Source organism: Micromonospora sp. C97, from assembly GCF_018070385.1.
GTDB lineage: Bacteria > Actinomycetota > Actinomycetes > Mycobacteriales > Micromonosporaceae > Micromonospora > Micromonospora parva.
Map to the genome: position 1 here is coordinate 448543 of NZ_JAGPXU010000002.1, position 22416 is coordinate 470958.

The following is a 22416-nucleotide window of genomic DNA, read 5'->3' on the forward strand; positions in this document are numbered from 1 at the left end:
GCCAGGCATGCCCACTCCGACGGCGGGTAGAGCAGCGCCATGCAGACGTTCCTCCCGTACCCGGGCTTTCTGGCCAGCGCCCGCACGCTGGACCAGAAGCGGCTGGGCAAGCAGCGGGTGGAGGCCATCCAGGTGCTGCGCGGGCTCACCCGACCCGGGTACGGCTGGCGCAACCACCCGGCCGTCAAGATGTGGGCCGGGTACGAGGAGGCGCTCGTCCGCTACGGGTTGGACATGTGCGCGGTCTGGACCGAGCCGGGGCGGGCCGACACCTGTGCCACCACGATGACCGTCGACCTCACGGCCGCCTGCGGGCCGGGTGTCATCCGGACCCAGGACGAGCTGGCCGAGGCCGGTGAGCTGCCACCCTGGCTGGGCCGCGACGACCTGCACCTGAGTCACCGTTCGTCGCTGCTGCGCAAGGACCCGGCGCACTACCGCCCACTGTTCGGCGACGACGTGCCAGACGATCTGGAGTACGTCTGGCCCGCCTCCGACCGCCCCCGCCGATGCCTGCCGACCGACTAGGGCTCTGAACAGGCCGTTGGGCCGCAGGTGGGGCAGACTGGGCCCATGGCGCTGTCGCAAGTGGTAGGTCGGCTGATCGGCGTACGGCAGCACCTGGTGGACCCGGGCGGCGGTGGCGCCGACCGGGTGCCGCGACCGACCACGGCGCTGGTGGTGGGTGGCGGCATCGCCGGCATGTCGGCGGCGGTGGTGCTCGCCGAACGGGGTGTGGCGGTCACCGTGCTGGAGGCGGCGCCCACGCTGGGCGGTCGACTGGGTGCCTGGCCGGAGGCGCTCGCCGACGGCAGCCAGCAGAACGAGCACGGCTTCCACGCGTTCTTCCGGCAGTACTACAACTGGCGGTCCATCCTCCGCCGGGTCGACGGTGATCTGGGCTTCCTCAAGGCCATTCCGGGCTACCCGATTCTCAGCGAGCAGTGGCCCACCGAGGAGTTCGGCAAGCTGCCGCCCGCCCCACCGGCGAACCTGCTCGCGTTGCTGTTGCGCAGCCCCAGCCTGCGTCTGGCCGACCTGCGGGTGATGGATCGGGACGCCGCGCTGCCGCTGCTCAGCTACGACCCGGTGCGCACCTACGCCGACCTGGACGACACCACCGCCGACGAGCTGCTGGCGTCGTTGCGACTGCCGGACCGGGCGCGGGCGATGCTGTTCGAGGTCTTCTCGCACTCGTTCTTCAACCACGAGGCGGAGATGTCGGCGGCCGAGATGGTCGCCCAGTTCCACTTCTACCTGCTCGGCAACCCGGAGGGGTTGGCCTTCGACTGCCCTGACGAGGACTACGCCACGGCGATCTGGCAGCCGCTGACCCGGTACGTGGAGAAGCACGGCGGTCGGATCCTCACCGACTGCGCCGCCACCGGGGTGCACCACGACGGCGAGGGCTGGCGGGTGACCACCACCGACGGCGGCAGCCACCCGGCCGGCCACGTGGTGCTCGCCGTCGACCCACCGGCGCTCGCCGCACTGGTCGCGGCCTCGCCGGACCTGGCCGAGCGGGCACCCGAGCTGGCGGCACGGATGCCCGCCTTCGGCACCCCCGGTCCGCCGTACGCGGTGGCCCGGTACTGGTGTGACGGGGACGTCGCCGCCGAGCGCGCGGTGTTCAGCGGGGTGTCCCGGCAGCCCACTCTGGACTCGGTGACGCTCTACCACCGGTTGGAGAACGAGTCGCGCCGCTGGGCGCGGCAGACCGGCGGGTCGGTCATCGAGCTGCACGCGTACGCCTGCGAACCCGGCGTGCCGGCCGAGGAGTTGGCCGAGCGGATGCGCCGCGAGCTGGTCGCGCTCTGGCCGGAGGCCGGCGACCTGCGGGTCCGCGAGCTGCGCACGCGGGTGGAGGCGCAGGCGCCTGCCTTCACGCCGGGCAGCCACTCCTGGCGGCCGGGGGTACGCACCGACGCGACCGGCGTCTACCTGGCCGGGGACGGCATCGCCACGGACTTCCCGAGCGCGTTGATGGAACGCTCTGCCGCGACCGGGATCATCGCCGCGAACCACATCCTGCGGGCCGAGGGCGCCGCCGCGGAGCCGGTGCGCTCGATCCGGCCGCGTGGGCTGCTGGCCGGCAGGCTGAATCGACAAAACACCACATAAGCCCCGGCACGCTGCCGTACGCTCGAATGATCAACCGTCGATCGGCCGGGCGGGAGGGCAGCGGGAGATGTCACCACTGCACCGCGCCGGCGCGGACCACGGCTCGTCGATCGACGAGATCGGCCGCGACGACACGTACCCGCTGATCCGCGACGAGCGCGCCTGCATCGTCACCGCGCTGCGGCTCGGTTGGTGGATGGCGGACGCCTACCACCACGGGCAGCAGGCGCAGCCCCGCGCCTTCGCGGAGACCCGCCCCGCCGTACCGCCGGCCAAGCTCTCCAACCTCACCGAGATGTCCGCGCACCGGCGGATGCGGATGTACCTCGACGGGGTGGACGTCGCGGTGGCCCAGATCGTCGAACTCACCCGGCACACCGGGCCGGTGCCCGACACCTCGGCCGCCCGGACCCTGCTACCCGACCCGGGCCAGCCGGACCCCGCCGACCCGGTGCCGCTGCTGCTCGCCCTCGACGACCTCAACGTGGAGGTGCTGCGCTGGGCGATGGCCGCCAACCACCGGGTCGGGCTGGCCTACCGGTTGGGCCGATCAGTGGCCGACACCGTCCGGGCCGGTGATGTCACGCAGCTGCTGCGGCAGTTCGGCGGCCGGCACGTCCAGATCAGCCGGTGGCTGGACGAGCTGGCCAGCGTGCTGCCGCCATACTCGGCCGCGGTGGTGCGCCGGTCGCTGGCCGACTGGGCGAGCGCCGTCGACCGCGCCGGCCACGGCGACCCGACCGAGCCGACGCCGGCCGCGCTGAGCCGGGCCCTACGCGGCCAGGGTGACCTCTGGCGGGACGTGCTCACCGGCGGCCTGCACCCGCGCGACCTGCTCGACGAGGAGGACTACGCGGTGATCGCCAGAAACCTGATCATCCGGGACCGGCGGCTGGTGGCGCAGGCCGCCCGGGGCATCTTCTGGCCGGTGCTCGTACCCCTGCTGTTGGTGCTCTTCGCGGTCGTCGGGGTGAGCGCCGCCGCGGCCGCCGGCTCACCGACCACCCGGGCCACCGTCGCCCTGGTGGGCCTCGGCGCCGGGCTGGCCGCGATCTGGCGCTCGGTCTCCGGGCCCGCCCTGGCCGTCGCCGGTGAGGTCAACCGGCCGCTGCTGGACAGCGAACTCACCACCAGGATGGCCCTGCGGCTGAACCGGCCGCTGACCACCGCCCGGGTCGCTGTGAAAGCGGCACCCCGCACCCGCCGCCAGCGGCGACCCGAAGACACCGGCCGATCGAAATACGTTGCCCGGGTCTCCCGCGTCGACCTACCGTGAGCGCGCACTGTCAACCACCACCGCGGGAGCAGCACATGACGATGTCGCACGTCACCACCGTGCCGTCGACGCTGCCCGGTGACGGTTGCCGAGCGGAAGGTCCCCGGGCGGGCCGGCCCGACTGACGCGTACCCGTACGTGCCGAGCCGCCCCGTCCGACCACTGGACCGGGCGGCTTCTTGCTGTCCGCCACCAACCGGAAAGGAGTCCCGGTGGACGCCGTTCTCGTCATCAACGCCGACCTCGGCCCGCTGCACCGGGTCACCGTCCAACACGCCGTCCGAATGCTCTGCCGTCGGGTGGCCGAGATCCACGAGGCCGAGCCGGACCGGGTGATCGGGGTCTTCCCGATGCCCCGGGTGGTGCGGCTGGTCCGCTACGTGGTCACCCGGTGGAGGTTCAACTCCGGGCCGGCCTGGTCGCGCGCCGGTGTGCTGCGCCGCGACGACCGGTGCTGCGCGTACTGCGGTGGGCCGGCATCCACCGTCGACCACGTCCTGCCCCGCTCACGCGGCGGCCGGAACACCTGGCGGAACACCACGGCCGCCTGCTACGCCTGCAACCAGCGCAAGGGGGACCGGACGCCAGCGGAGGCGGGCATGCCGCTGCGCCGGGAGCCCGTGAACCCGGGCTGGGGGGTGCTGGCCGGGCGGTGATGGACCGGCCGGCGGGAACGGGGGGCCGCGGCCCGGGTACGTCCTGGGCGCGGCACCCGCCGGCCCCCCATTCAGACGTCGCGTTCCTTGACCGTCGACCTCAGGTGACCACCGGGGCACTGCACCCGGATCTCGCTGCGGTGCTCGGTGGAGGTCAACCCGACAACGATCTGCTTCGCCGGCCCCGGGTCGTACGCCTCGGCCCGGAAGCCAGGCGCGAGCGTCACCGCGAGCACCTCGACCGTCTTCCCCACGCAGCGGACGGTGACCGTCCCGCCGCGTCCGGCGACGGGTACCCCAGCGCCGGGGGTGGGAGTCGGCGCGACCGTGGTCGGGGTCGGGGTCGGGACTCCAGTGGTGGCGGTCGGGCCGGGGGCCACTGTTCCGCCCGGACCGGTCGGGGGGCCGGTCCGGGCGGCGGTGGCGGTGCTCCTGGTCCGCGGTACGGCGGACGGCCCGACGTCGACCGGGTCGGTCGGCTCCTCGGTGCTGGGCATCCCCACCGTGGTGGTGCCCGGGCCGCTGCCGGCCGGCGCGGCGCCCTGTCCGGGCCGACGGTTGCTGGAGTCGCCGAGCGACCCGGCCAGCGCCACCGCGGCGATAACGGCCCCGCCGACGGTCAGGATGGCGCGGCCCCGACGCCACGGAGGACGCCGCACCGGCACCGCCGAGCCGCTGCTCGGCCTGGCGCTGCTCGGCTTGGCGCTGCCCGTCCCGGCGCTGGCCCTCCCGGCGTTGCTCGACGTCGCGGTCGCCGGATCGGCGCTGGTCGGATCGGCGCTGGTCGGACTGGCGCTGGTCGGATCGGCGCTGGTCGCCGTTGGTTCGACGGCGGCCACTGCGGGTGCGGCCGCGCTGGCGGCGGCGAGCAGGATGCGGGCCGCGTCGGCTGCCGACGGCCGGTCGGCGGGGTCGCGAGCCAGGCACCAGCGGTAGAGCCGGTGCACCTCGGGCGGCACGCCGTCGATCGGGGGCAGCGGGTCCGGCTCGACGTGGGTGTGCGCGCGGAGCATCCCGGTCTGCGCGTCGGCGGGCCAGGGCAGTCGGCCGGTGAGTACCCGGTGCAGCAGCAGGCCGAGGGCGTACACGTCGCTGGCCGGCAGCACCTCGCCGGCCAGCAACCGCTCCGGTGCCAGGTACGCCGGTGTGCCCAGCAGCCGCCCCTCGAAGTCGATCTCCGGCGCGCCGGCGGCTGCCGCGATGCCGAAGTCGAGCACCTTCGCCCCGGTCGGCGTGAGCATCACGTTGCTCGGCTTGATGTCGCGGTGCACCAACCCCTGCTCGTGCGCGGCGGCGAGCGCCGAGCCCACCTCGGCGCACACCCGCAACCCGGCGCGCGGCGGCAACGGACCGACCACCAACCGGTGTTCGAGGGTGTGACCGCCGAGCAACTCCATCACCACGAACGGGACCGCGACACCCTCCAGCGTCGACTCGCCGTAGTCGTAGACGCTGGTGACATGCGGATGCGACAGCCGGGCCGCCGCCTTGGCCTCGCCCCGGATCCGCTGTCCGGCGTTGCTGTCCGAGGCGACCAGCACCTTCACCGCCACGTCCCGTTCGAGCACCTCGTCGTACGCCCGGTGCACCGCCGACATGCCGCCACTGCCGAGACGCTCCAGGAGCCGGTAGCGGCCCGCAAGCAACTGATCACGCTGCACGACGGACAGCCTGCCGTACCGGCCCGGCGTGGGGCCACCCGGGATCGAGGTATCGCGATGATTGGACGCGGGCTTCGGCTATCGCCCGCCGAGATCCGGGTTGGCCCGCAGGAACGCCTCCCCCTGGCGGGCAGCCCGAAGGACCAGCACGATCAGGACGGCCCAGATCACCACCAGCAGCCCACCGATCACCACGTGGAACGGCGCGAACCCCAGGAACGCCTGACCGGCACCCGTCATCGCCAACCCGGCGATGACCAGCACGAACCAACGTTGGGCGATGGCCTGACGGGCCGTCTCCACGAGGAGGGCCGGGTCCTCGCCGGGCTCGGGTGTGCCGCGCCGAACCTGCCGCCCCAACCGTCGGCGGCGCGACCAACTGAGCGTCGTCAGCGGTGACTGTCGACGGTTGGCGCGATACCGGCCGGTGCGTACGGCCCACACGATCGCCACGATCTCGACGCCCAGGCCGAGCAGACACAGGGCCGCGCCGAAGGTGCTCGCCCAGCGCGGCGGGTCGCCGTCGAAGATGCCGGTGTCCGCACCGCCCACCGCGCTGCCCATCACCAGCCCGCCGACCACCACGACCAGCAGCACGACGGCGAGAACCGGACCAGTTCGACGTCTTCCCCGTCCGGTGCGCTCCGGTGGCGTCGCCAATGTGTCCATAGTGGACCCTCGATCACCGTGTGGAGCGGGGACTACCCATCGACGCGGGAAGCTGAAACGCGGTCAGTCGCCGGTCGGTGGTCGCCAGGCGAAGCGGGGCGTACGGCGTTCGGCGACGGCCGCGACACCCTCCCTGGCCTCGCCCGTGGTCGTCACCTTCCGGTGCCACCAGGCGATCCGCGCGGGCTCGGCCCGATCGTCGATGATCTCCTTGGCGGCGGCGATGCTCACCGGTGAACGCTGGGCGATGGTCGCGGTCAGCTCGTCCACCCGCGCGGCGAGTCGGTCGGCCGGCAGCACCTCGTCGACCAGGCCGATCCGCAGCGCCCGCTCGGCGTCGATCAGCTCGGCGGTGAACAGCAGATGCTTGGCGGCGGACGGACCGATCAGCCGGGCCAGCCGGCGCGTCGTCGGCGCCGGATAGACCAGCCCGAGCCGGGCCGGCGGTACGCCGAACCGGGCGTCGTCAGCGGCGATCCGCAGGTCGCAGGCGATCGCCAGCTGTGCCCCACCCCCGACGCAGGCGCCCCGGACGGCCGCGACCGTCGGCTTGGCGAATCGGGCCAGCCGTTCCTCGGCGGCCACCGCGATGCTGGTGTCACCGGCGTCCAACAGTTCGGCCAGGTCACCGAGGTCGGCACCGGCGCAGAAGGCGTCACCGGCACCGGTGAGCACCAACGCCCGTACGTCGGGGTCGGGCTCCAGCCGGTCGAGCAGTTCGGGGAGCTGACGCCACATGGCCGCGGTCATCGCGTTGCGCCGAGCCGGGTTGTGGATCACCACTGTCGCGACCGGTCCGGTCACCTCGACTGTCAACTCCGCATCCGACACGCCCACCTCCTCATCCGCTGGTCAATCTTGGACAGTTTCCGTTACGCGCTAACGGAAACTGTCCAAGATTGCCATAACCGAGCGAGGCACGGGATCGATGACGGCCCTCTGGAGGAGGCCCTCGACGGGGAACCGACGCTGCGGGCCGCGCGTCCGACGGGGATGAGAGCCACCTCGAGAACCGGCGTCACAGTCGCGCTACTGGTCGCCCTGCTGGCCGGGTGCACCAGCACCGACCGGGCCGGCACCGCCGGAAATCCTCCACCGGACACCCCCGCCCCGACGGCCACCGTCCCGACCGCCGGCACCTCAACGCCCGGCTCCACCCCCACGGCCGCCAGTGCCGCAGCCGCCCAGGTGACGCTGCGGAGTTCGGGCGGCTTCGCGGGCCGCGGCGACGTCGTGACCGTCGAGCCGGACGGTCGGTGGACCGCTGTGGACCGGGCCGGCAGCCGGCGCACCGGTCGGCTCACCCCCGCCGACCTGGGCAGCCTGACGGCTCTGGCCGCCGACCCCCGGCTCGCCGCCGAGGCGGGGCAACCGACCACCGCTACCAACTGCGCGGACGTGATGCACTACCGCCTCACCGTGGGCAGCACCGAAACCGGGTACGCCGACTGCCCGGCCGAGGGGCCTCCGCCGCCGGCTACGCAGGCCCTGGTCAAGCTGCTGCTGCGGGCCACCGGCACCTAGACCAGGTAGTCCGGGGGCAGGCCGGTGCCCCGCAACTCCGCCGGAAGGTGGGCGACGTCGTTGACGGCGATCAGGTTCGGCGGGCCGGAGGGGCTGTACCGGATCACGGTCAAACCCGCGTTGTGCGAGTTCAAGCCCAGCCACCGCTGCTCCGGCGCGTCGAGGGCGTGCCGCACCAGCCAGCCGATCAGAAAGGTGTGCGTCACGACCAGCTCGCGGACCGGCTCGTCACCGGCTGTCGCCCCGGTGACCGGACCGGCGAACCGCCGCACGGCCGCCGCCGTCACCTGCGGCCCGTCGACCCGCTGGGCCGCCGAGAACTGGGCCAGGAATGTCGCGTACGCGGGCGGCAGGTCGGTCGGGTCCGTGTCGTGTGGAAGGTGGTCACCGGCCAGCTCCGTCTCGTACACCGGAACATCGGGCAGTGACGTGGCGATCAGCGCGGCGGTCTGCGCGGCCCGGCGCAGCGGCCCGTGGTGGACGGCGGCGAACCGGCGGCCGCGCAGGCGTTCGCCGAGCAGGGTGGCCTGCTGCCGACCGCGCTCGGACAGGCCGGTGTCGGGCTCCTCGGCGGTTGAGCCGTTCAGCTCGGACAGGTCCTGCTCGGCGTGTCTGGTCAGGTACAGCAGTCGCGTCGCCATGGCTGACACCTCAACACACCGGGAGGCACGGTCGCGACCCCGTGCCTCCCGGCCCCGCACACGTCGGTTCAGTCGGTCCGACCGGATGCCGCTCGCGCGAAGGTGACCGACACCCACAGCCAACCGGCCGACACCGCCAAGCCGAACGCCACCATTACCGCCGGTGCCGGCCGGACGATCAGCGTCACCCAGGCCACCGCGAAGAACACCCCGGTCACCAGGCTGTACGCGGCCCGACCGCGCGCCCCGTGCCGTGCGGCCCGACGGGCCGCCAGCACCGTCGCCGCGATCAGCGACCCGAAGGCGACCGCCGCCACCAGGAAGTGCAGGCCCCCGTGCCAACTGATCTCACCGGCACCCCGAGGCGTGCCGACCGGGAACCCGTCGGCCGGGTCGGCGCTGAAGATCGCCGCCCCGACCAGGCCCAGGCCGTACAGCGCGAGAAGTCGGGGCAGCCAGACCGACCGGTCACCGTCGCCGGCACGGCGGCGCAGCGCCCCGGCGGCCAGCACGCAGAGCACTCCGCTGACCAGGAACGTGACGATCTGGATCCAGCCCAGCTCGCCGGTGCTCAACACGCTCACCGGGTGCCGGCGAAAGTCGAAGCCGTCCCGGGTCGACGCCTGCGCGATCGCCGAGCCGGCGAAGATCGGGCCGGCGAGCATCCCGCCGATCAGCAGTGCCCGGTCCCGGCCGACAGCCGCCGGCCGGACCAGTGGAAGAGACGCGGCCTGACTCATCGTCCGCCCCCTACGCCCGCGGGAACATCTGGCCGATGCGGATCTTGTTTCCGAACGGGTCCCGGATGCCGAAGTCGATCCCGTACGGACGCTCGGTCGGCTCGTCGGTGATCTCGACGCCCTTCGCCACCAGATCCTCGTGCGTCTTGCGGGCGTCGTCGGTGGTCATGAAGAGGTACCCGCCGAGGGCACCCTTGGTGAGCAGCTCGCGGACCTGCTCGGCGGTGGCCGGGTCCAGCGCGGGCGGCCCCGGCTTCTCCAGCAGGATCTCCCGCTCCGGGTCGCCGGGCAGGTTGACGGTCAACCACCGCATGAAACCGAGGTCCTGGTCGGTGTTGACCTCCATGCCGAGTTTGTTGACGTAGAAGTCAAGCGCGGCGTCCTGGTCGAGGACGTAGATCTGGGAGCGGCTGATCGCGTTCATCGTCATGCCCATGACGCTAGAGGTTGGGCGTGACCTGCGGCTTATCCAAAACTGCTGGGTCGGGTCCAGGCTTTGGTGAAGCACGACGGCACGTTGGCCGGCGCGACGCGCTGACGCCGGAAATCCGTGGGCGACTCGCCGACGATCTGCCGGAACGTCCGGCTGAACGTGCCGAGGCTGCCGAAGCCGACGGCGTAACAAATATCCGTCACGTCCCGGTCGGTCTCCACCAACAACGCCATCGCCCGCTCCACCCGGCGGCGTTGCAGGTAGCGGTGCGGAGTCTCGCCGAAGGTGGCCCGGAAGGTACGGATGAAGTGCGCCTCGGAGACGAGCGCGATCCGGGCCAACGCCGGGATGTCCAGGGGCTCGGCGTACGCCCGGTCCATCGCGTCCCGGGCGCGCAGCATCGCCCGGTTCGACTCCTCCACCGCGCGACTCATCGGCCCCCGCCTCGCTCGCCCGTTGCCGGGCCCAGGCTACCGCCGACCCGGTGAGCCGGCGTTCAAACCCGTCTCCGTTGTGACATCGGCCTATGGCCGGGACGGACCGGCCACGCCAGCATGGAGGGCATGACTCGTGCACTCATCGCCCTGACCAGTCACTCCGAGCTGGGCCGCACCGGCCGTTCGACCGGCTACTACGTCGGCGAGGCCGCCGAGCCGTGGGAGGTGTTCCGGGCCGCCGGCTACGACGTCGACCTGGTGTCCGTGGCCGGCGGCGAGCCGCCGGTAGACGGCCGGGACGAGAACGACAGCACCCAGAACGACTTCCTCGCCACCGCCGGCGTCGCGGACACCCCGAGGGCCGCCGACGTCGACCCGGCGGGGTACGACGCGATCCTCTTCGCCGGCGGTCACGGCACCATGTGGGACTTCCCCGACGACCTCGACCTGGCCCGCATCGCCCGCTCGGTCTACGAGCGCGGCGGCGTGGTGGCGGCCGTCTGCCACGGTCCGGCGGCGTTGGTGAACCTGACCCTCACCGACGGCTCCCGGCTGCTCGCCGGCAAGCGGGTGGCCGGCTTCACCAACAGCGAGGAGGCCTCCGTCGGCCTCACCGACGAGGTGCCTTTCCTTCTCGCCGACAAGCTCACCGAGGCTGGCGCGCAGCACGTACCGGCACCGGACTTCACCGAGCACGCGGTGGTCGACGGCCGCCTGGTGACCGGTCAGAACCCACAGTCCGCCCGCGCCGTGGCCGCGGCCGTGGTGAAGCTGCTCGCCTGAGCGCCGGTCGGATCCGGTAGTCGCCTGGCGGGCCGGTGGCACGCAGCTCGGGCGGCAGGCGGGAAGGCCCGCGGCAAGCTCGACGGGAAACTGTCGTGAGTGCCGCTGCTGTCAACTGGTCGACTCGTGGCAGTGCCCATCGGGAAATGCCTGATGGAATTGGAGCCCCCGGCCGGGATCGAACCGGCGACATCTCGCTTACAAGGCGAGTGCTCTGGCCAGCTGAGCTACAGGGGCGCGTGCGTCGAGGTCAGCATAGCGACTGACGTCCGGATATCCCGATCGCGAGGCCTCCCGACCACGGGAATCGTCAACAACCCGACGCACACCGGTTCGCCGTGGCGTCGATTGATGTCTGACCGTGCCCGAGTGACCGGAATGCGTAGCCCGCCTGGTGGGCTCGGCGGCCCCCCGCCTTGGCAGCACGGGTAAACGCGTTTACGGTTCACTCACACGGACGACGACCGGGCGCCCCCGCGACCGGGCCGCCGTCCGTTGACCGGCACGGACACGTGCCGGTCGCTCCTTCACTCGGATCGTCCGGCACGTTCCTGCCGGTGAAAGGAAGCGCTTCACCATGGCTACGGTCACCTATTCCAAGGCGTCCCGGATCTACCCGGGCCAAGAGCGTCCCGCCGTCAACGAGCTGAACCTCGAGATCGGCGACGGGGAGTTCCTCGTCCTGGTCGGTCCCTCCGGTTGCGGTAAGTCCACCAGCCTGCGGATGCTCGCCGGCCTGGAGGACGTGGACGCCGGTTCGATCTACATCGACCAGCGTGACGTCACCCACCTCCCCCCGAAGGCCCGCGACATCGCGATGGTCTTCCAGAACTACGCCCTCTACCCGCACATGACGGTGTACGAGAACATGGCGTTCGCGCTGAAGCTGCGCAAGACCTCCAAGTCGGAGATCGACCGGCGGGTCAAGGAGGCGGCCGGGCTGCTCCAGCTGGAGGAGTACCTCAGCCGTAAGCCGAAGGCGCTCTCCGGTGGTCAGCGCCAGCGTGTCGCGATGGGCCGGGCGATCGTCCGCGAGCCGCAGGTCTTCCTCATGGACGAGCCGCTGTCGAACCTCGACGCCAAGCTCCGGGTGCAGACCCGTACCCAGATCGCGTCCCTGCAGGCCAAGCTGGGCGTCACCACCGTCTACGTCACGCACGACCAGGTCGAGGCCATGACCATGGGTCACCGGGTCGCGGTGCTGCTCGACGGTGTCCTGCAGCAGGTGGACACCCCGCGGGCGCTCTACGACACCCCGGCCAACGTGTTCGTCGCCGGCTTCATGGGCTCTCCCGCCATGAACATCAAGACCGTTCCGCTGAACGAGCGGGGCGCCGAGTTCGCCGAGCTGAACATCCCGCTGACCCGGGAGCAGGTTGAGGCGGCCCGCGCCGAGGGTGGCGACGGCAAGGTCACCGTGGGCTTCCGCCCGGAGGACTGCGAGCTGGTCAGCCCGACCGAGGGCGGCATGCCGGTCGTGGTCGAGCTGGTCGAGGACCTCGGTTCGGACGCCAACGTCTACGGCCACGCCGCGCTGGGTGGCAACTCGGAGCGCTTCGTCGTCCGCACCGACCGGCGCAACATGCCGAACATGGGTGACACCGTGTTCGTCAAGCCGGTCGCCGGTCGCAGCCACGTCTTCCACGCCGCCACCGGCAGCCGGATCTGACGTAACGCCGTACCGAAAGGGGCGGTCCGCTTCGGCGGGCCGCCCCTTTCGTCGTACCGGCGGTGGCGCCTCACCCCCGGGAGCCAGCGCGCAGGTGGCTCTTCGGGGTGACTCGGCACGGCTGGCCGTTCCCCTACCGTCACGGCAACCCCCAACCGGAGGACCTGCCGTGCCGACCGATCTCGCCCGACCCGCTGCCCACCAGCCGACCGCCCGTTCCCGGCCGTACCAGGTGGTTCGCCTGGCCGGCCGGAGTTTCGCCTACTGCGCGACGCTGATCCCGGTCGCCGTCCTCACGTTGGTGACCGCCCCGCTGGGCGGAGCCGACGCCGCCGTCACACGCTGGCGAGCCCTGCGTACCGGACTGCTCGGGATGCCATCGACGGCCGTGCCCGGCCGGCGGCCCGGCACCGTCGCGGTGCTCGGCCACGCGCTGCTCAGCCTGCTGGTGGGTGCCGTTGCCCTGCTGCCACTCGGCGTGCAGCTGCTGATGGTGCTGCGGGGTGTGCTGTACGGCCTGGTGGACCCGGGGCCGTACGACAACTCCTGGGGTGGTCCGACCCGGGCCGGCGCCTGGTTGGCGCACTTCCTGGTCGGCCTGCCGATGGCCGCCGCCGGGCTGGCCGCCCTGATCGGCATCGCCGCCGTGCACCAGCGGCTGACCCGACGCCTGGAGGGCGAGCGCGGCCCGCTCTGGTTGCTCCCGACAGTGCTGCTGATGGCGTTTGCCGGGGCGCTGCTCTTCGTCGCGTGGACCCGGCAGATCTGAGCACGAAGGCCCCTCCCGCGCGCGGCGGAAAGGGGCCTTCGTGGACGTGCGCTACAGCTCGACGGAGCGCCGACGGGCGACCTCGGCCAGGGCGACCGCCGCCGCCACGCTGGCGTTGAGCGACTCGACCTCGGAGATCATCGGGATGCTGACGGTCAGGTCGCAGGTCTCCCCGACCAGGCGGGACAGGCCGCGCCCCTCGGAACCGACAACCACCACCAGCGGGCCGACAGCGGCTTCCAGGTTGTAGAGGTCGGTGTCGCCGTCGGCGTCCAGGCCGACAACCATGAAGCCGGCGTCGCGGCACGCCTTCAGCGACCGGGTCAGGTTGGTCACCTGCGCCACGGGGACCCGCGCGGCCGCGCCGGCACTGGTCCGCCAGGCGGTCGCGGTGATCCCGGCGGCACGACGCTCCGGTACGAAGACACCCTGCGCGCCGAACGCGGCAGCCGACCGGATCACGGCGCCCAGGTTGCGCGGGTCGGTGACACCGTCCAGCGCGACCAGCAGCGGAGCCTGCTGCTCAAGGGCGGCGGCGACCATGTCCTCGAACGGCTGGTACGCGAAGGGCGGCACCTGCAGACCGACGCCCTGGTGCAGCACCCCGCCGGTCATCCGGTCCAGCTCGGCGCGGCTGATCTCCAGGTTGGCGATGCCCCGGTCGGCGGCGGTCCGGATGATCTCGTTGACCCGGTCGTCCATGTCGATGCCCTGGGCGGTGTAGAGCGCCGTCGCCGGCACGTTGGCGCGCAGCGCCTCCAGCACCGGGTTACGCCCGACCAGCAGCTCAGGGGTGTCCTTGGACGGGTTGGACTTGCGCCCCGGCGTCACCCGGGGGCCGGACCGCCCGGTGGGCTTGCCGCCCCGCCCGCCGGTGGCACCCCGACCGGCCGGCACCCCCCGACCGCCGCCCCGGCCCCAGGTGGTGTCCTTGCTGCCGGGCTGCCCGATCTTGGGGGCTCGCCCCTCCTCGGCTGCCGCGCGGCGCTCCTTGTCCTGCTTCCAGGCGGTGCGCTGGGGCAGCTTCTCGGTGCCCGAGTAGCCCTTGTGCCACGGCCGCTCGTCAGCGGGCAGGGTGCGACCCCGGCCGGCCAACGAGTCCTTGTTCTTGCCACCAGAGCCCTTGGGGGCGGTCGCCTTCGACGTCAGTCGCCGGCCACGGCGCTGCGAGTTGCCGGCCATCAGTCCTGCTCTCCAATAGTCCAACGGGGGCCCTGGGGGGTGTCCTCGACCACCACGCCGGCCAGCTTGAGCTGGTCACGCACCGCGTCCGCGGCGGCCCAGTCCTTGCGGCCCCGCGCCTGCGCACGCTGCTCCAGGGCCAGCGCGATCAGGGAGTCCACCACCGCACGAAGATCGTCCGATGGGCCGCCGCCGGTCCAGGCCGGGTCGAGAGGGTCGATCCCGAGGATATCCAGCATTGCCCGCACCACGGCCAGCGTGGTGCGGACGGTCACATCGTCGCCGGCGCTCAGGGCGGTGTTGCCGTCCCGAATGTGCTGTTGCAGCACGGCCAGCGCGGCGGACGTGTTGAGGTCGTCGTTCATCGCCGCGACGAAGCCCGCCGGCAGCTCACCGAGCTGCCCGGCACCGACCCGCTCGGCGGCCCGCTGCACGAAACCCTCGATCCGTCGGTACGCGGTGGCCGCGTCCCGCAGCGAATCCTCCGAGTAGTCGATCACCGAGCGGTAGTGCGCGGCGGCGTAGTAGTAGCGCAGCTCCACCGGCCGCACCCCGAGCGAGTCCACGTACGCCAGGCCCAACGCGTTACCAGCGGACTTGCCCATCTTGGCCCCGCCGATGCTCAACAGCCCGTGGTGCACCCAGTACCGGGCGAACGGCAACCCGGCCGCCTTGGACTGGGCGATCTCGTTCTCGTGGTGCGGGAACGTCAGATCCAGGCCACCGCCGTGAATGTCGAACTCCGGGCCGAGATAGCGCCAGCACATCGCCGAGCACTCGATGTGCCAACCCGGACGGCCCAACCCCCACGGCGACGGCCAGTAGGCGTCCGCCGGCTCGTCCGGTTTGGCGCCCTTCCACAGCGCGAAGTCGCGCGGATCCCGCTTGCCCCGATCCGGGGCGTCCCCGGCGGACTGCATGGCGTCCGGAGACTGACCCGACAGCGACCCGTACGCCGGCCAGGACGCCACGTCGAAGTAGACGTCGCCCGAGCCGTCACTCGCCGGGTACGCATGCCCGTCGGCGATCAACTTCGTGATCAGCTCGTGCATCTCGGGGATGTGCCCGGTGGCGCGCGGCTCATAGGTGGGCGGCAGCACGTTCAACGACCGGTACGACTGGGCGAGCAGCAACTCGTTGGCGTACGCGATCGACCAGAACGGACGCCCCTGCTCGCCCGCCTTGACCAGAATCTTGTCGTCGATGTCGGTCAGATTGCGAATGAAGGTGACCTCGTAGCCGGCGGCCATCAACCAACGACGCAGCACGTCATAGTTGACCCCGGAACGAAGGTGACCGATGTGCGGCGGAGCCTGAAGGGTGAGACCACACAGGTAAACCCCCACCTTGCCGGCTTCCCGCGGGACGAAGTCCCGCACCGATCGGGTGGCAGTGTCATACAGGCGTAGCGTCACCGTACAAGGGTAGCTGTCCGCGCCTGTCCGAGTCGGCCGGTGCCGGGTCGTACGCTGCCAGGCGTGGATGCGACCGCACGCTCCGGTGGCTCCGGTGACCTGCCAGCCAACCCCACCGCCCCCGCCCCCGATTCGGCTGACGCCGACGCGAGGCGGCCCGACGCGGCTGCGGGGCCGACCCCCACCGGCGCAAGGCGGGCCGACGCGGGCCTGGGGCGGGCCGACGCGGGCGCGGGGCCGCCTCCCACCGGCCCGGGGCGGGCCGATGCGGGCGCGGGGCGGGCCGATGCGGTTGCCCCGCCGTCCGGCGCGGGCCTGGCGCGGGCCGACGCGGGCCTGGGGCGGGCCGACGGGGTTGCCGCGCGTGGCGGGGAGACGTCGCAGACGCTGGACCGGGGGTTGCGGCTGCTGCACCTGGTCGCCGACGCTCCTGGCGGTCTGACCGTCACCGAGGCCGCGAATCGGCTCGGCATCGGCCGGGCAGCCGTCTACCGGCTGGTCAGTGCGTTGACCGGGCACGGCATGCTGCGCCGCGACGATGAGGGTCGGCTGCGCCTGGGGGCCGGGTTGTTGCACCTGGCCCGGCGGGCCCAGCCGCTGCTCGCCGAGGGTGCGCTGCCCGCGCTGCGTCGCCTCGCCGAGCAGGCCGGCGCCACTGCCCACCTGACCGTCGTCGAAGGTGGAGAGGGTGTCGCCCTGGCCGTGGTGGAGCCGAGCTGGACGTCGTTCCACGTCGCGTACCGGGCCGGGGCGCGGCATCCACTGGACCGGGGAGCGGCGGGCCGGGCGATCCTGGCCGGGCGAGCCGGGGTGGCAGAGGCGGTCAGCAGCAGCGGAGAGTTGCAGGCCGGGGCGTACGGGGTGGCCGCACCGGTGCTCGACGTACCCGGGCTGGAGGCCAGCGTCGGCGTGGTCGCGCTCGCCCCGCTGGACGTCGACACGATCGGCCCTCAGGTGCTGGCCGCCGCCCGAGCCATCACCACCGCCCTCAGCTGACCCCGGCTCGCCGGCCAGGATCGCCCGGCCTCGGGCGTGATCGACTCGGGTTCACGGAAGTCGCGGTATCCCATGGCCAACGACCGCCCGACTTTCAGGAACGCGAGTGGATCGTCGCCCATCAGCGGCCCCGGGTGCCTCATCGGTCGGTGGGATCCGGCCGGTGACTCCTCGGTCGGCGGATATGGCCGGTTGCCATAGCACGATCGGCAGGCGGAGTCGCCGTTGTCCACAGGTCCGGCGGCAGGTGCAGGCCGGGTTGTCCACAGGGGTTTCGAGGGCCGCTCGGTGGTCGGCAGTCTGCTCGGTATGCCACCACGTCCGCATCGCCCCGATGCCCTGACCTGGCAGGTCTTCCGCGGCTCCGACGCTGTCCGGGAAGGCCTGCTCACCGAACATCAGCTGCGCAACTCCGCCTGGGTGCGGTTGCGCCACGACATCTACGCCGACGCACGGCTGGACCGCGACCACGCCCTGGCGTGTCGCGCCGCCCTCCTCCGCCTACCGCAGGCAGTGGTGGTCGGCGGTCCGTCGGCCGCCTACCTGCACGGCGTCCACCACGCCGCGAGCTTCACCGACGACGTGCACGTCCTCGTGCCCCGATCGCTGCGGGTCGGTCCACAGCGTGGCCTCAGCGTGCACGTCAACACCATCACCCCGCTCGTGGCACCGCCCGACCCGGGACGACCGTCAGGCGCGGGGCCAACGCCCGACCCGGGACGACCGTCAGGCGCGGGGCAACCGCCAGATGCGGGGCGTCCGTCGGGCGCTGGACGTCCACGTGATGTGACGCGACCGACGGGAGCAGGGCGACCACCTGTCGGCCGAATGTCGCCACGGCCAGCACCGCTGCTGTCCCGCCAGGCCGCAGTGTCCGCCCGCGCAGGGGGTGTCATGACGGCGAGCGCGGGCGATGGGTGGTCGGCGGCCAGCCCGCTCAGGTCCAGCGAGCGCGATCTGCCGATCCCCCGGTCCGACCCCGGGCGGGCCGCCTGGGAGACGGCTGTCTGGCTCGACCCCGTCCGGGCGGTCGCCATCGTCGACTCGTTGCTCGGGCAGGGTCTGACCGGGCGCGACACCTTGGACGCCATCGCTGCCCGCAATGCCGATCGGCCCGGTGGACGACGGGCACGCTGGGTCTTCGACCTGGCCGACGGTGGAGCCGAGTCTCCGCCGGAGTCGCACCTTCGCGTGCGGCTGGTGCTGGGCGGGCTACCGCGTCCGGCGGTTCAACATCCGATACGTCTGCCCGTCGGGGTTGTCCTGCACCCCGATCTGGCCTGGCCGCAGTATCGGGTGGCGGTCGAGTACGACGGGACGTGGCATTCCGACGCGGAGCAGTTGCACCGCGACCGCCGCCGACTCAATCAGCTGGTCGCCGCGGGTTGGCTGGTCCTGCACGTGACCAGTCGACGGCTGTACGGCGATTTTCCGGCGGTCCTCCGAGAGGTGCGCGACGCGCTGGTCAGCCGCGGATGGCGACCGGCATCATCCAGATGACCAGGATCATCTCGGGTTTCCGGAAACCGCGCCCTCCCTCAGGCTCCGACACCGCGCCTTCAAGAAACCCGAGTCGATCATGACCGAGGCCAGGTAGGCGCCCCCCGGCAGGCGAGCCCGGGACGACGCCCCACGCCGAGACGACAGACCAGGCCCGGGACGACGGACCAGCCCCGAGACGACAGACCAGCCCCGGGACGACAGACCAGGCCCGGGACGACGGACCAGGCCCGGGACGACGGACCAGGCCCGGACACCACAGGGCCCGGTCGACAAGCGTCGACCGGGCCCCGGGGCGTGGTGGCGGTTGGGCCACCTGGCAGTGCGATGTGCGCTACGGGCGCGCGTTCGGCTTGAGCGGGGTCTTCACCGCCGCGTAGGCATCGACGATCCCGTAGCCGTAGAAGCCGTTGAAGTTGACCCCGCCGGCGCAGTACGCGTCGTAGGTCTCGTCCCGGCCTTCGTTGCGGTACTGCTGCAGGCGCGGCTCCGGGCAGGCGTGCTCGGCGGCCGTGCGGTAGAGGTGCTGTTCGACCTGGTCCGGCGACATCCCGAAGCCGGTCCGACCCTGCGCCTTGCCGTGCCGGCTGACGATCAGCGCGGCGACGCCGGCGGCGTGCGGGGACGCCATCGAGGTGCCCTGGAGGTACGTGTAGTAGCCGCACTCACCGTTGGCCTTGCACTGCTTGAAGACCGAGTTTTCGAATCCGGCGACGATGTTGCCGTCGGCGTCGACCGACCCCTCCTCCTGAAGCACGTGCTTCGGGTACGTCGACAGGATCATGTTGGCGTCGGTACGGAAGGTGTCGGTGCCGAAGCCGTCCCGGAACCAACCGCCCGGCGCGGCGACGGAGATCTGCTCGGTGCCGTAGTTGGAGAAGTCCGACTTCTTGCCGGACGGGCCAACCGACGACACACCGATCACGTGCGGGCCTTCGGTGGGCAGGTCCCAGCAGCTCTCGTTGTCGATCGGCCGGGGGTACGGGTCAGCGCCGTAGTCGGGGCTCGTGACGTCGGTACGCGGTGCGCCCAGGTCCTCGTTGTTGTTGCCGAGCGCGCCGACGAGGGTGACGCCCTTGTCGTGCGCGAAGATCAGCGCCCGCTTCATCGCCTTGATGATGGCCCGCTGCTCCGCCTGGTCCTCGGGCGAGTCGGCCGGGTTGGCGGTGCAGTTGTAGAGCCACGGGTCGACGTAGAACGACATGTTGACCACGTCGATCCCGGACCGGCCGGCGTGGATCAGCGCGTTGACCACCGGGTCGAGGAAGAAGTAGCCGGAGTCCTGGCCGCCCTTGAGCTCGACCAGCGAGACGTTCGGGGCGACGCCGGAGAGGCCGAAGCCGTTGGCGGCGGCGCCGATGGTGCCGGCCACGTGGGTGCCGTGCCCGCCGTCGTCGGTGCCGACCGGGTCGAGGCAGCTCGGCACCTCGCAGGGGCCGTCCACATCGGTCAGGTCGGGCGCGAAGTTGCGCGACAGCGACCAGTTGAAGTTCGGCGCGATGTCCGGGTTGCTGGCGTCGACGCCGGTGTCCAGTACGCCGACGGTCACCCGACGGTCGCCCGGCTCGATCTTGCGGGCCTTGTCGGCCCGGATCATCTCCAGGCCCCACAGCTTGTCGTCGAGCGGATCGAGCTTGGCGCCCTTCTTGGCACCAGCACCGGCGCGAGCACCGGCACCGGCCAGCAGGTGCTCCTGCTCGACGCGGTCCAGCTTCGGCTTGCGGCCGATGGCCTTCTGCTCGGCGGCACCGATCAGCGTCGGCGCGGCGGTCGCCCTGGCCGCGAAGTCGGCCCGGTCGCTGCTGACCTGGAACATGCCGACCTCGTCGGACCGCGACACCACAGTGCCGCCAGCCGCCTTGATAGCGGCGATGGCGGTGTCGACGGCGACGCCATCCTCGGCGACGACGGTGAAGGTGCGGGAGTCGCTCGGCGCGGCGTTGGCCGGCACACCCAACCCCGTAGCCGTAAGTGCCAGTACTGCCGCTGTCGCGACCGTACGGGCGGTGAAGCGCTTGCTCACCACATCGGATCCTCTCGTTGAGGGACGTGGCAGCCATCACACAACACCGGGTCGGATTACGCCAGCTGAACGCCCGTTATGGTCGTGAATTTCTCCGCCTACGCACGCCCACCAAGAGCATCGACACCGGCCACGTCGACACGCGCAGCCGGGAGAGTGTCGGCGCTGTCCGACTCGACGGCCAGACCTGCGAGTGCGGCCGGCAGGTCGGCGATCGTCGACACCTCGGCGTCCGGCGGTCCACCGGGTGGGCGGGACAGACCAAGCCGGTTCAGCCACACCGATCGCAGGCCGAACCGCCGGGGCCCCACCACGTCGTGCTCCCAGGAGTCACCGACGTACACGATCTGCCCGGCGGGCACACCGGCCGCCGCGACCACCGCTGCGTAGAACTCCGGGGCCGGCTTCTTGGGCAGGCCGTTCTCGTGCGCGTACAGCTCGAAGGCGAACTCGCCGGTGAGCCCACATCGTTCGGCGCGGCTGTTGCCGTTGGTGGCGAAGCCCAGTGTGTAGCGGCGGCGCAGCGTGGCCAGCGCCGGTGTCACGTCCGGGAACGGTCGGGTGAGGGCGAACCGGCGGGCGAAGAAGAGATCCGCGAACTCGTCCAGGTGGTCGGCCAGCGCGGCGCGGGTCAGCGACCGGGCCAGCGCGGCACGCCGGATCTCCATCACCGGGGCGGCCGTCAGCTCGCCGAAGACCGCACCCCAGTCGGACTCCAGTTCGGCGAGCGTCACGCCGGCCGCCGCCGGGGTGCGCCGCCGCATCTCGTCGAGGACGGCCACCAGCCCGCCGGTCACGGCGGGGCGCAAATCCAGCAGCGTCTCGTCAGCGTCGAACACCACAGTCGTCAGCACGACGCCACTCTCTCACCGACCGTCGAGCGCCAGCTCGGGTTCGCTCGTGACCGGTGCGGGTGCGGCAGTCGGGGGCGACCGCAGCTCGTCGAGGCGGACCAGGGCGACGCCGGCGACGATCAGCGCACCGCCGAACAGCTGCCACCCCGTGGGCAGCTCGTTCAGGAAGAGCCAGGCGATCAGCACCGCGAAGAGCACCTCGGTCAGCCCGACGAACGACGACAGTCGCGGGCCGAGGATCCGGGTGCCGGCGATGCCGGCGAGGTACGCGATGACGGCGGCGACCAGCGAGAGCCCGGCGATCGGCACCAACCAGCTGGTGGCTTGCCCGGCGAAGGTGACCTCGCCGAAGGTGGCGTGCAGCGGCAGCAGGCCGGTCAGCCCGATGAGGAGCAGCACGGCGGCGCCGACGGCCATTCCTCCGCTGGCCATGGCGACCGAGGGCAGTCGGGGGTCGACCCGGCCGGCGAGCACGAAGTAGCCCGCCAGGCCGAATGCCGCGCCGAGGCCCCAGAGCACGCCCACCGGGTGGAAGTCCGCGGTGCCGGCGAGGTCGAGCACGAATGCCAGCCCGGCCAGGGCGGCCATCGACCCGGCGATGGTGAGCCGGCGGGGTGGCTGCCCGTGTCGCAGCCACATCCAGACCACCACGAGGATGATGCCGAGGTATTCCAGCAGCAGCGCGACACCGACCGGGAGGTACCGCACGGCGTTGAAGAAGCACACCTGGGCCAGTGCCACCCCGAGGAGCCCGAACAACCCGATGGCCGCGGCGTTGCTCCGTAGCACGTGCCACCTGCCGCGCAGCGACAGCAGGGCGGGGATCGCCAGCACCAGGGCGGCCACGCCGACCCGGGCGATCACCGCGGACTCGGCTGACCAGCCGGCCTCGATGAGCGACCGCGCGAAGGTGCCGGAGGTGGCGAAGGTGACAGCGGAGAGCAGCGCCAACCCGACGCCGGCAGCAGGTCGTGAGTGCATGTCGCGCTCCTCGCAATCGGCGTGGTGTCATGAGCAAACTATCCTTGTGCTGATGACGCTAAGCGGAAGCCGTGACAGGAGTCAAG

The 22416-nt window shown here is 72.1% G+C and carries 23 protein-coding genes and 1 tRNA gene; 10 read left to right on the forward strand and 14 right to left on the reverse strand.

The window, feature by feature from the left end; genetic code table 11:
• Positions 1-39 precede the first annotated feature (39 nt).
• From KBX26_RS05275 to KBX26_RS05290, 4 genes are all read left to right on the forward strand, one after another.
• Positions 40-528 carry an MSMEG_6728 family protein gene (locus KBX26_RS05275; RefSeq protein WP_030327842.1) on the forward strand — a complete coding sequence of 163 codons (489 nt, stop codon included), beginning with the start codon at positions 40-42 and terminating at the stop codon, positions 526-528.
• A 45-nt stretch (positions 529-573) separates the two neighbouring features.
• Complete coding sequence (locus KBX26_RS05280) at positions 574-2121, forward strand: FAD-dependent oxidoreductase (protein WP_210864835.1); 1548 nt, start codon at positions 574-576, stop codon at positions 2119-2121.
• A gap of 67 nt (positions 2122-2188) precedes the next feature.
• The gene (locus tag KBX26_RS05285; RefSeq protein WP_051708116.1) at positions 2189-3397 is read left to right on the forward strand and encodes a hypothetical protein; all 1209 of its coding nucleotides are present in this window, start codon (positions 2189-2191) and stop codon (positions 3395-3397) included.
• A gap of 212 nt (positions 3398-3609) precedes the next feature.
• Entirely contained in the window at positions 3610-4053 is a 444-nt protein-coding gene (locus tag KBX26_RS05290) for an HNH endonuclease (RefSeq protein WP_030327845.1), read from the forward strand.
• 71 nt (positions 4054-4124) lie between these two features.
• Here KBX26_RS05290 and KBX26_RS32125 read toward each other — a convergent pair whose 3' ends face one another.
• From KBX26_RS32125 to KBX26_RS05305, 3 genes are all read right to left on the reverse strand, one after another.
• Complete coding sequence (locus tag KBX26_RS32125; protein WP_307857750.1) at positions 4125-5714, reverse strand: protein kinase; 1590 nt, start codon at positions 5712-5714, stop codon at positions 4125-4127.
• A 78-nt stretch (positions 5715-5792) separates the two neighbouring features.
• Complete coding sequence (locus tag KBX26_RS05300; RefSeq protein ID WP_210864836.1) at positions 5793-6383, reverse strand: hypothetical protein; 591 nt, start codon at positions 6381-6383, stop codon at positions 5793-5795.
• Between the two features lie 63 nt (positions 6384-6446).
• The gene (locus KBX26_RS05305) at positions 6447-7220 is read right to left on the reverse strand and encodes an enoyl-CoA hydratase/isomerase family protein (RefSeq protein ID WP_210864837.1); all 774 of its coding nucleotides are present in this window, start codon (positions 7218-7220) and stop codon (positions 6447-6449) included.
• Between the two features lie 156 nt (positions 7221-7376).
• Here KBX26_RS05305 and KBX26_RS05310 point away from each other — a divergent pair, with 156 nt between their 5' ends.
• Positions 7377-7907: a hypothetical protein gene (locus tag KBX26_RS05310; protein ID WP_210864838.1), complete on the forward strand. Its 531-nt coding sequence runs from the start codon at positions 7377-7379 to the stop codon at positions 7905-7907.
• Here the strand turns inward: KBX26_RS05310 and KBX26_RS05315 are convergent.
• From KBX26_RS05315 to KBX26_RS05330, 4 genes are all read right to left on the reverse strand, one after another.
• Positions 7904-8548: a histidine phosphatase family protein gene (locus KBX26_RS05315; RefSeq protein ID WP_210864839.1), complete on the reverse strand. Its 645-nt coding sequence runs from the start codon at positions 8546-8548 to the stop codon at positions 7904-7906. The two genes, KBX26_RS05310 and KBX26_RS05315, sit on opposite strands and share 4 nt — an antisense overlap.
• A 68-nt stretch (positions 8549-8616) precedes the next feature.
• A complete protein-coding gene (locus KBX26_RS05320; protein ID WP_210864840.1) occupies positions 8617-9288 on the reverse strand; it encodes a DUF998 domain-containing protein in 672 nt (223 codons plus the stop codon).
• 10 nt (positions 9289-9298) lie between these two features.
• On the reverse strand, positions 9299-9718 hold the full coding sequence (locus KBX26_RS05325; RefSeq protein WP_030327852.1) for a VOC family protein: 420 nt from the start codon (positions 9716-9718) through the stop codon (positions 9299-9301).
• A gap of 35 nt (positions 9719-9753) precedes the next feature.
• Complete coding sequence (locus KBX26_RS05330; RefSeq protein ID WP_030327853.1) at positions 9754-10155, reverse strand: helix-turn-helix domain-containing protein; 402 nt, start codon at positions 10153-10155, stop codon at positions 9754-9756.
• 129 nt (positions 10156-10284) lie between these two features.
• On the opposite strand from KBX26_RS05330, the gene KBX26_RS05335 reads away from it, so the two are divergent.
• Entirely contained in the window at positions 10285-10941 is a 657-nt protein-coding gene (locus KBX26_RS05335; RefSeq protein WP_247680198.1) for a type 1 glutamine amidotransferase domain-containing protein, read from the forward strand.
• A gap of 160 nt (positions 10942-11101) precedes the next feature.
• Here the strand turns inward: KBX26_RS05335 and KBX26_RS05340 are convergent.
• A tRNA-Thr gene (locus KBX26_RS05340) sits at positions 11102-11178 on the reverse strand.
• Between the two features lie 340 nt (positions 11179-11518).
• Here KBX26_RS05340 and KBX26_RS05345 point away from each other — a divergent pair.
• Together KBX26_RS05345 and KBX26_RS05350 are read left to right on the forward strand one after the other, a co-directional pair.
• On the forward strand, positions 11519-12610 hold the full coding sequence (locus KBX26_RS05345; protein ID WP_030327855.1) for an ABC transporter ATP-binding protein: 1092 nt from the start codon (positions 11519-11521) through the stop codon (positions 12608-12610).
• A gap of 169 nt (positions 12611-12779) precedes the next feature.
• Positions 12780-13379: a hypothetical protein gene (locus KBX26_RS05350; protein ID WP_210864842.1), complete on the forward strand. Its 600-nt coding sequence runs from the start codon at positions 12780-12782 to the stop codon at positions 13377-13379.
• A 51-nt stretch (positions 13380-13430) separates the two neighbouring features.
• Here KBX26_RS05350 and rlmB read toward each other — a convergent pair whose 3' ends face one another.
• Positions 13431-14561: a 23S rRNA (guanosine(2251)-2'-O)-methyltransferase RlmB gene (gene rlmB / locus KBX26_RS05355; protein ID WP_210858032.1), complete on the reverse strand. Its 1131-nt coding sequence runs from the start codon at positions 14559-14561 to the stop codon at positions 13431-13433.
• Positions 14561-15976 carry a cysteine--tRNA ligase gene (cysS, locus tag KBX26_RS05360; protein WP_210858031.1) on the reverse strand — a complete coding sequence of 472 codons (1416 nt, stop codon included), beginning with the start codon at positions 15974-15976 and terminating at the stop codon, positions 14561-14563. Before cysS ends, rlmB begins: the two co-directional genes overlap by 1 nt.
• Before the next feature lie 315 nt (positions 15977-16291).
• Here cysS and KBX26_RS05365 point away from each other — a divergent pair, with 315 nt between their 5' ends.
• Entirely contained in the window at positions 16292-16972 is a 681-nt protein-coding gene (locus tag KBX26_RS05365) for an IclR family transcriptional regulator (protein ID WP_374224219.1), read from the forward strand.
• A 501-nt stretch (positions 16973-17473) separates the two neighbouring features.
• Here KBX26_RS05365 and KBX26_RS32130 read toward each other — a convergent pair.
• On the reverse strand, positions 17474-17614 hold the full coding sequence (locus KBX26_RS32130; protein WP_247675150.1) for a hypothetical protein: 141 nt from the start codon (positions 17612-17614) through the stop codon (positions 17474-17476).
• 252 nt (positions 17615-17866) lie between these two features.
• Here KBX26_RS32130 and KBX26_RS32135 point away from each other — a divergent pair, with 252 nt between their 5' ends.
• On the forward strand, positions 17867-18472 hold the full coding sequence (locus tag KBX26_RS32135) for an endonuclease domain-containing protein (RefSeq protein ID WP_247680199.1): 606 nt from the start codon (positions 17867-17869) through the stop codon (positions 18470-18472).
• A 334-nt stretch (positions 18473-18806) separates the two neighbouring features.
• Here the strand turns inward: KBX26_RS32135 and KBX26_RS05375 are convergent, their stop codons facing one another.
• From KBX26_RS05375 to KBX26_RS05385, 3 genes are all read right to left on the reverse strand, one after another.
• Positions 18807-20495: a S8 family serine peptidase gene (locus tag KBX26_RS05375; RefSeq protein ID WP_210864844.1), complete on the reverse strand. Its 1689-nt coding sequence runs from the start codon at positions 20493-20495 to the stop codon at positions 18807-18809.
• A 98-nt stretch (positions 20496-20593) separates the two neighbouring features.
• The gene (locus tag KBX26_RS05380) at positions 20594-21349 is read right to left on the reverse strand and encodes an HAD family hydrolase (protein WP_210864845.1); all 756 of its coding nucleotides are present in this window, start codon (positions 21347-21349) and stop codon (positions 20594-20596) included.
• Between the two features lie 12 nt (positions 21350-21361).
• Positions 21362-22330, reverse strand: coding sequence for a DMT family transporter (locus tag KBX26_RS05385; protein ID WP_030327863.1), 969 nt, complete (start codon positions 22328-22330; stop codon positions 21362-21364).
• Positions 22331-22416: the final 86 nt, after the last annotated feature.

What these genes read in the sequence shown, in the direction of transcription:
- KBX26_RS05275 (WP_030327842.1), top strand. Translation starts at nt 40, where the DNA reads ATGCAGACGTTCCTCCCGTACCCGGGCTTTCTGGCCAGCGCCCGCACG.
- KBX26_RS05280 (WP_210864835.1), top strand. Translation starts at nt 574, where the DNA reads ATGGCGCTGTCGCAAGTGGTAGGTCGGCTGATCGGCGTACGGCAGCAC.
- KBX26_RS05285 (WP_051708116.1), top strand. Translation starts at nt 2,189, where the DNA reads ATGTCACCACTGCACCGCGCCGGCGCGGACCACGGCTCGTCGATCGAC.
- KBX26_RS05300 (WP_210864836.1), bottom strand. Translation starts at nt 6,383, where the DNA reads ATGGACACATTGGCGACGCCACCGGAGCGCACCGGACGGGGAAGACGT.
- KBX26_RS05310 (WP_210864838.1), top strand. Translation starts at nt 7,377, where the DNA reads ATGAGAGCCACCTCGAGAACCGGCGTCACAGTCGCGCTACTGGTCGCC.
- KBX26_RS05315 (WP_210864839.1), bottom strand. Translation starts at nt 8,548, where the DNA reads ATGGCGACGCGACTGCTGTACCTGACCAGACACGCCGAGCAGGACCTG.
- KBX26_RS05320 (WP_210864840.1), bottom strand. Translation starts at nt 9,288, where the DNA reads ATGAGTCAGGCCGCGTCTCTTCCACTGGTCCGGCCGGCGGCTGTCGGC.
- KBX26_RS05325 (WP_030327852.1), bottom strand. Translation starts at nt 9,718, where the DNA reads ATGACGATGAACGCGATCAGCCGCTCCCAGATCTACGTCCTCGACCAG.
- KBX26_RS05330 (WP_030327853.1), bottom strand. Translation starts at nt 10,155, where the DNA reads ATGAGTCGCGCGGTGGAGGAGTCGAACCGGGCGATGCTGCGCGCCCGG.
- KBX26_RS05335 (WP_247680198.1), top strand. Translation starts at nt 10,285, where the DNA reads ATGACTCGTGCACTCATCGCCCTGACCAGTCACTCCGAGCTGGGCCGC.
- KBX26_RS05345 (WP_030327855.1), top strand. Translation starts at nt 11,519, where the DNA reads ATGGCTACGGTCACCTATTCCAAGGCGTCCCGGATCTACCCGGGCCAA.
- rlmB (WP_210858032.1), bottom strand. Translation starts at nt 14,561, where the DNA reads ATGGCCGGCAACTCGCAGCGCCGTGGCCGGCGACTGACGTCGAAGGCG.
- KBX26_RS32135 (WP_247680199.1), top strand. Translation starts at nt 17,867, where the DNA reads ATGACGGCGAGCGCGGGCGATGGGTGGTCGGCGGCCAGCCCGCTCAGG.
- KBX26_RS05385 (WP_030327863.1), bottom strand. Translation starts at nt 22,330, where the DNA reads ATGCACTCACGACCTGCTGCCGGCGTCGGGTTGGCGCTGCTCTCCGCT.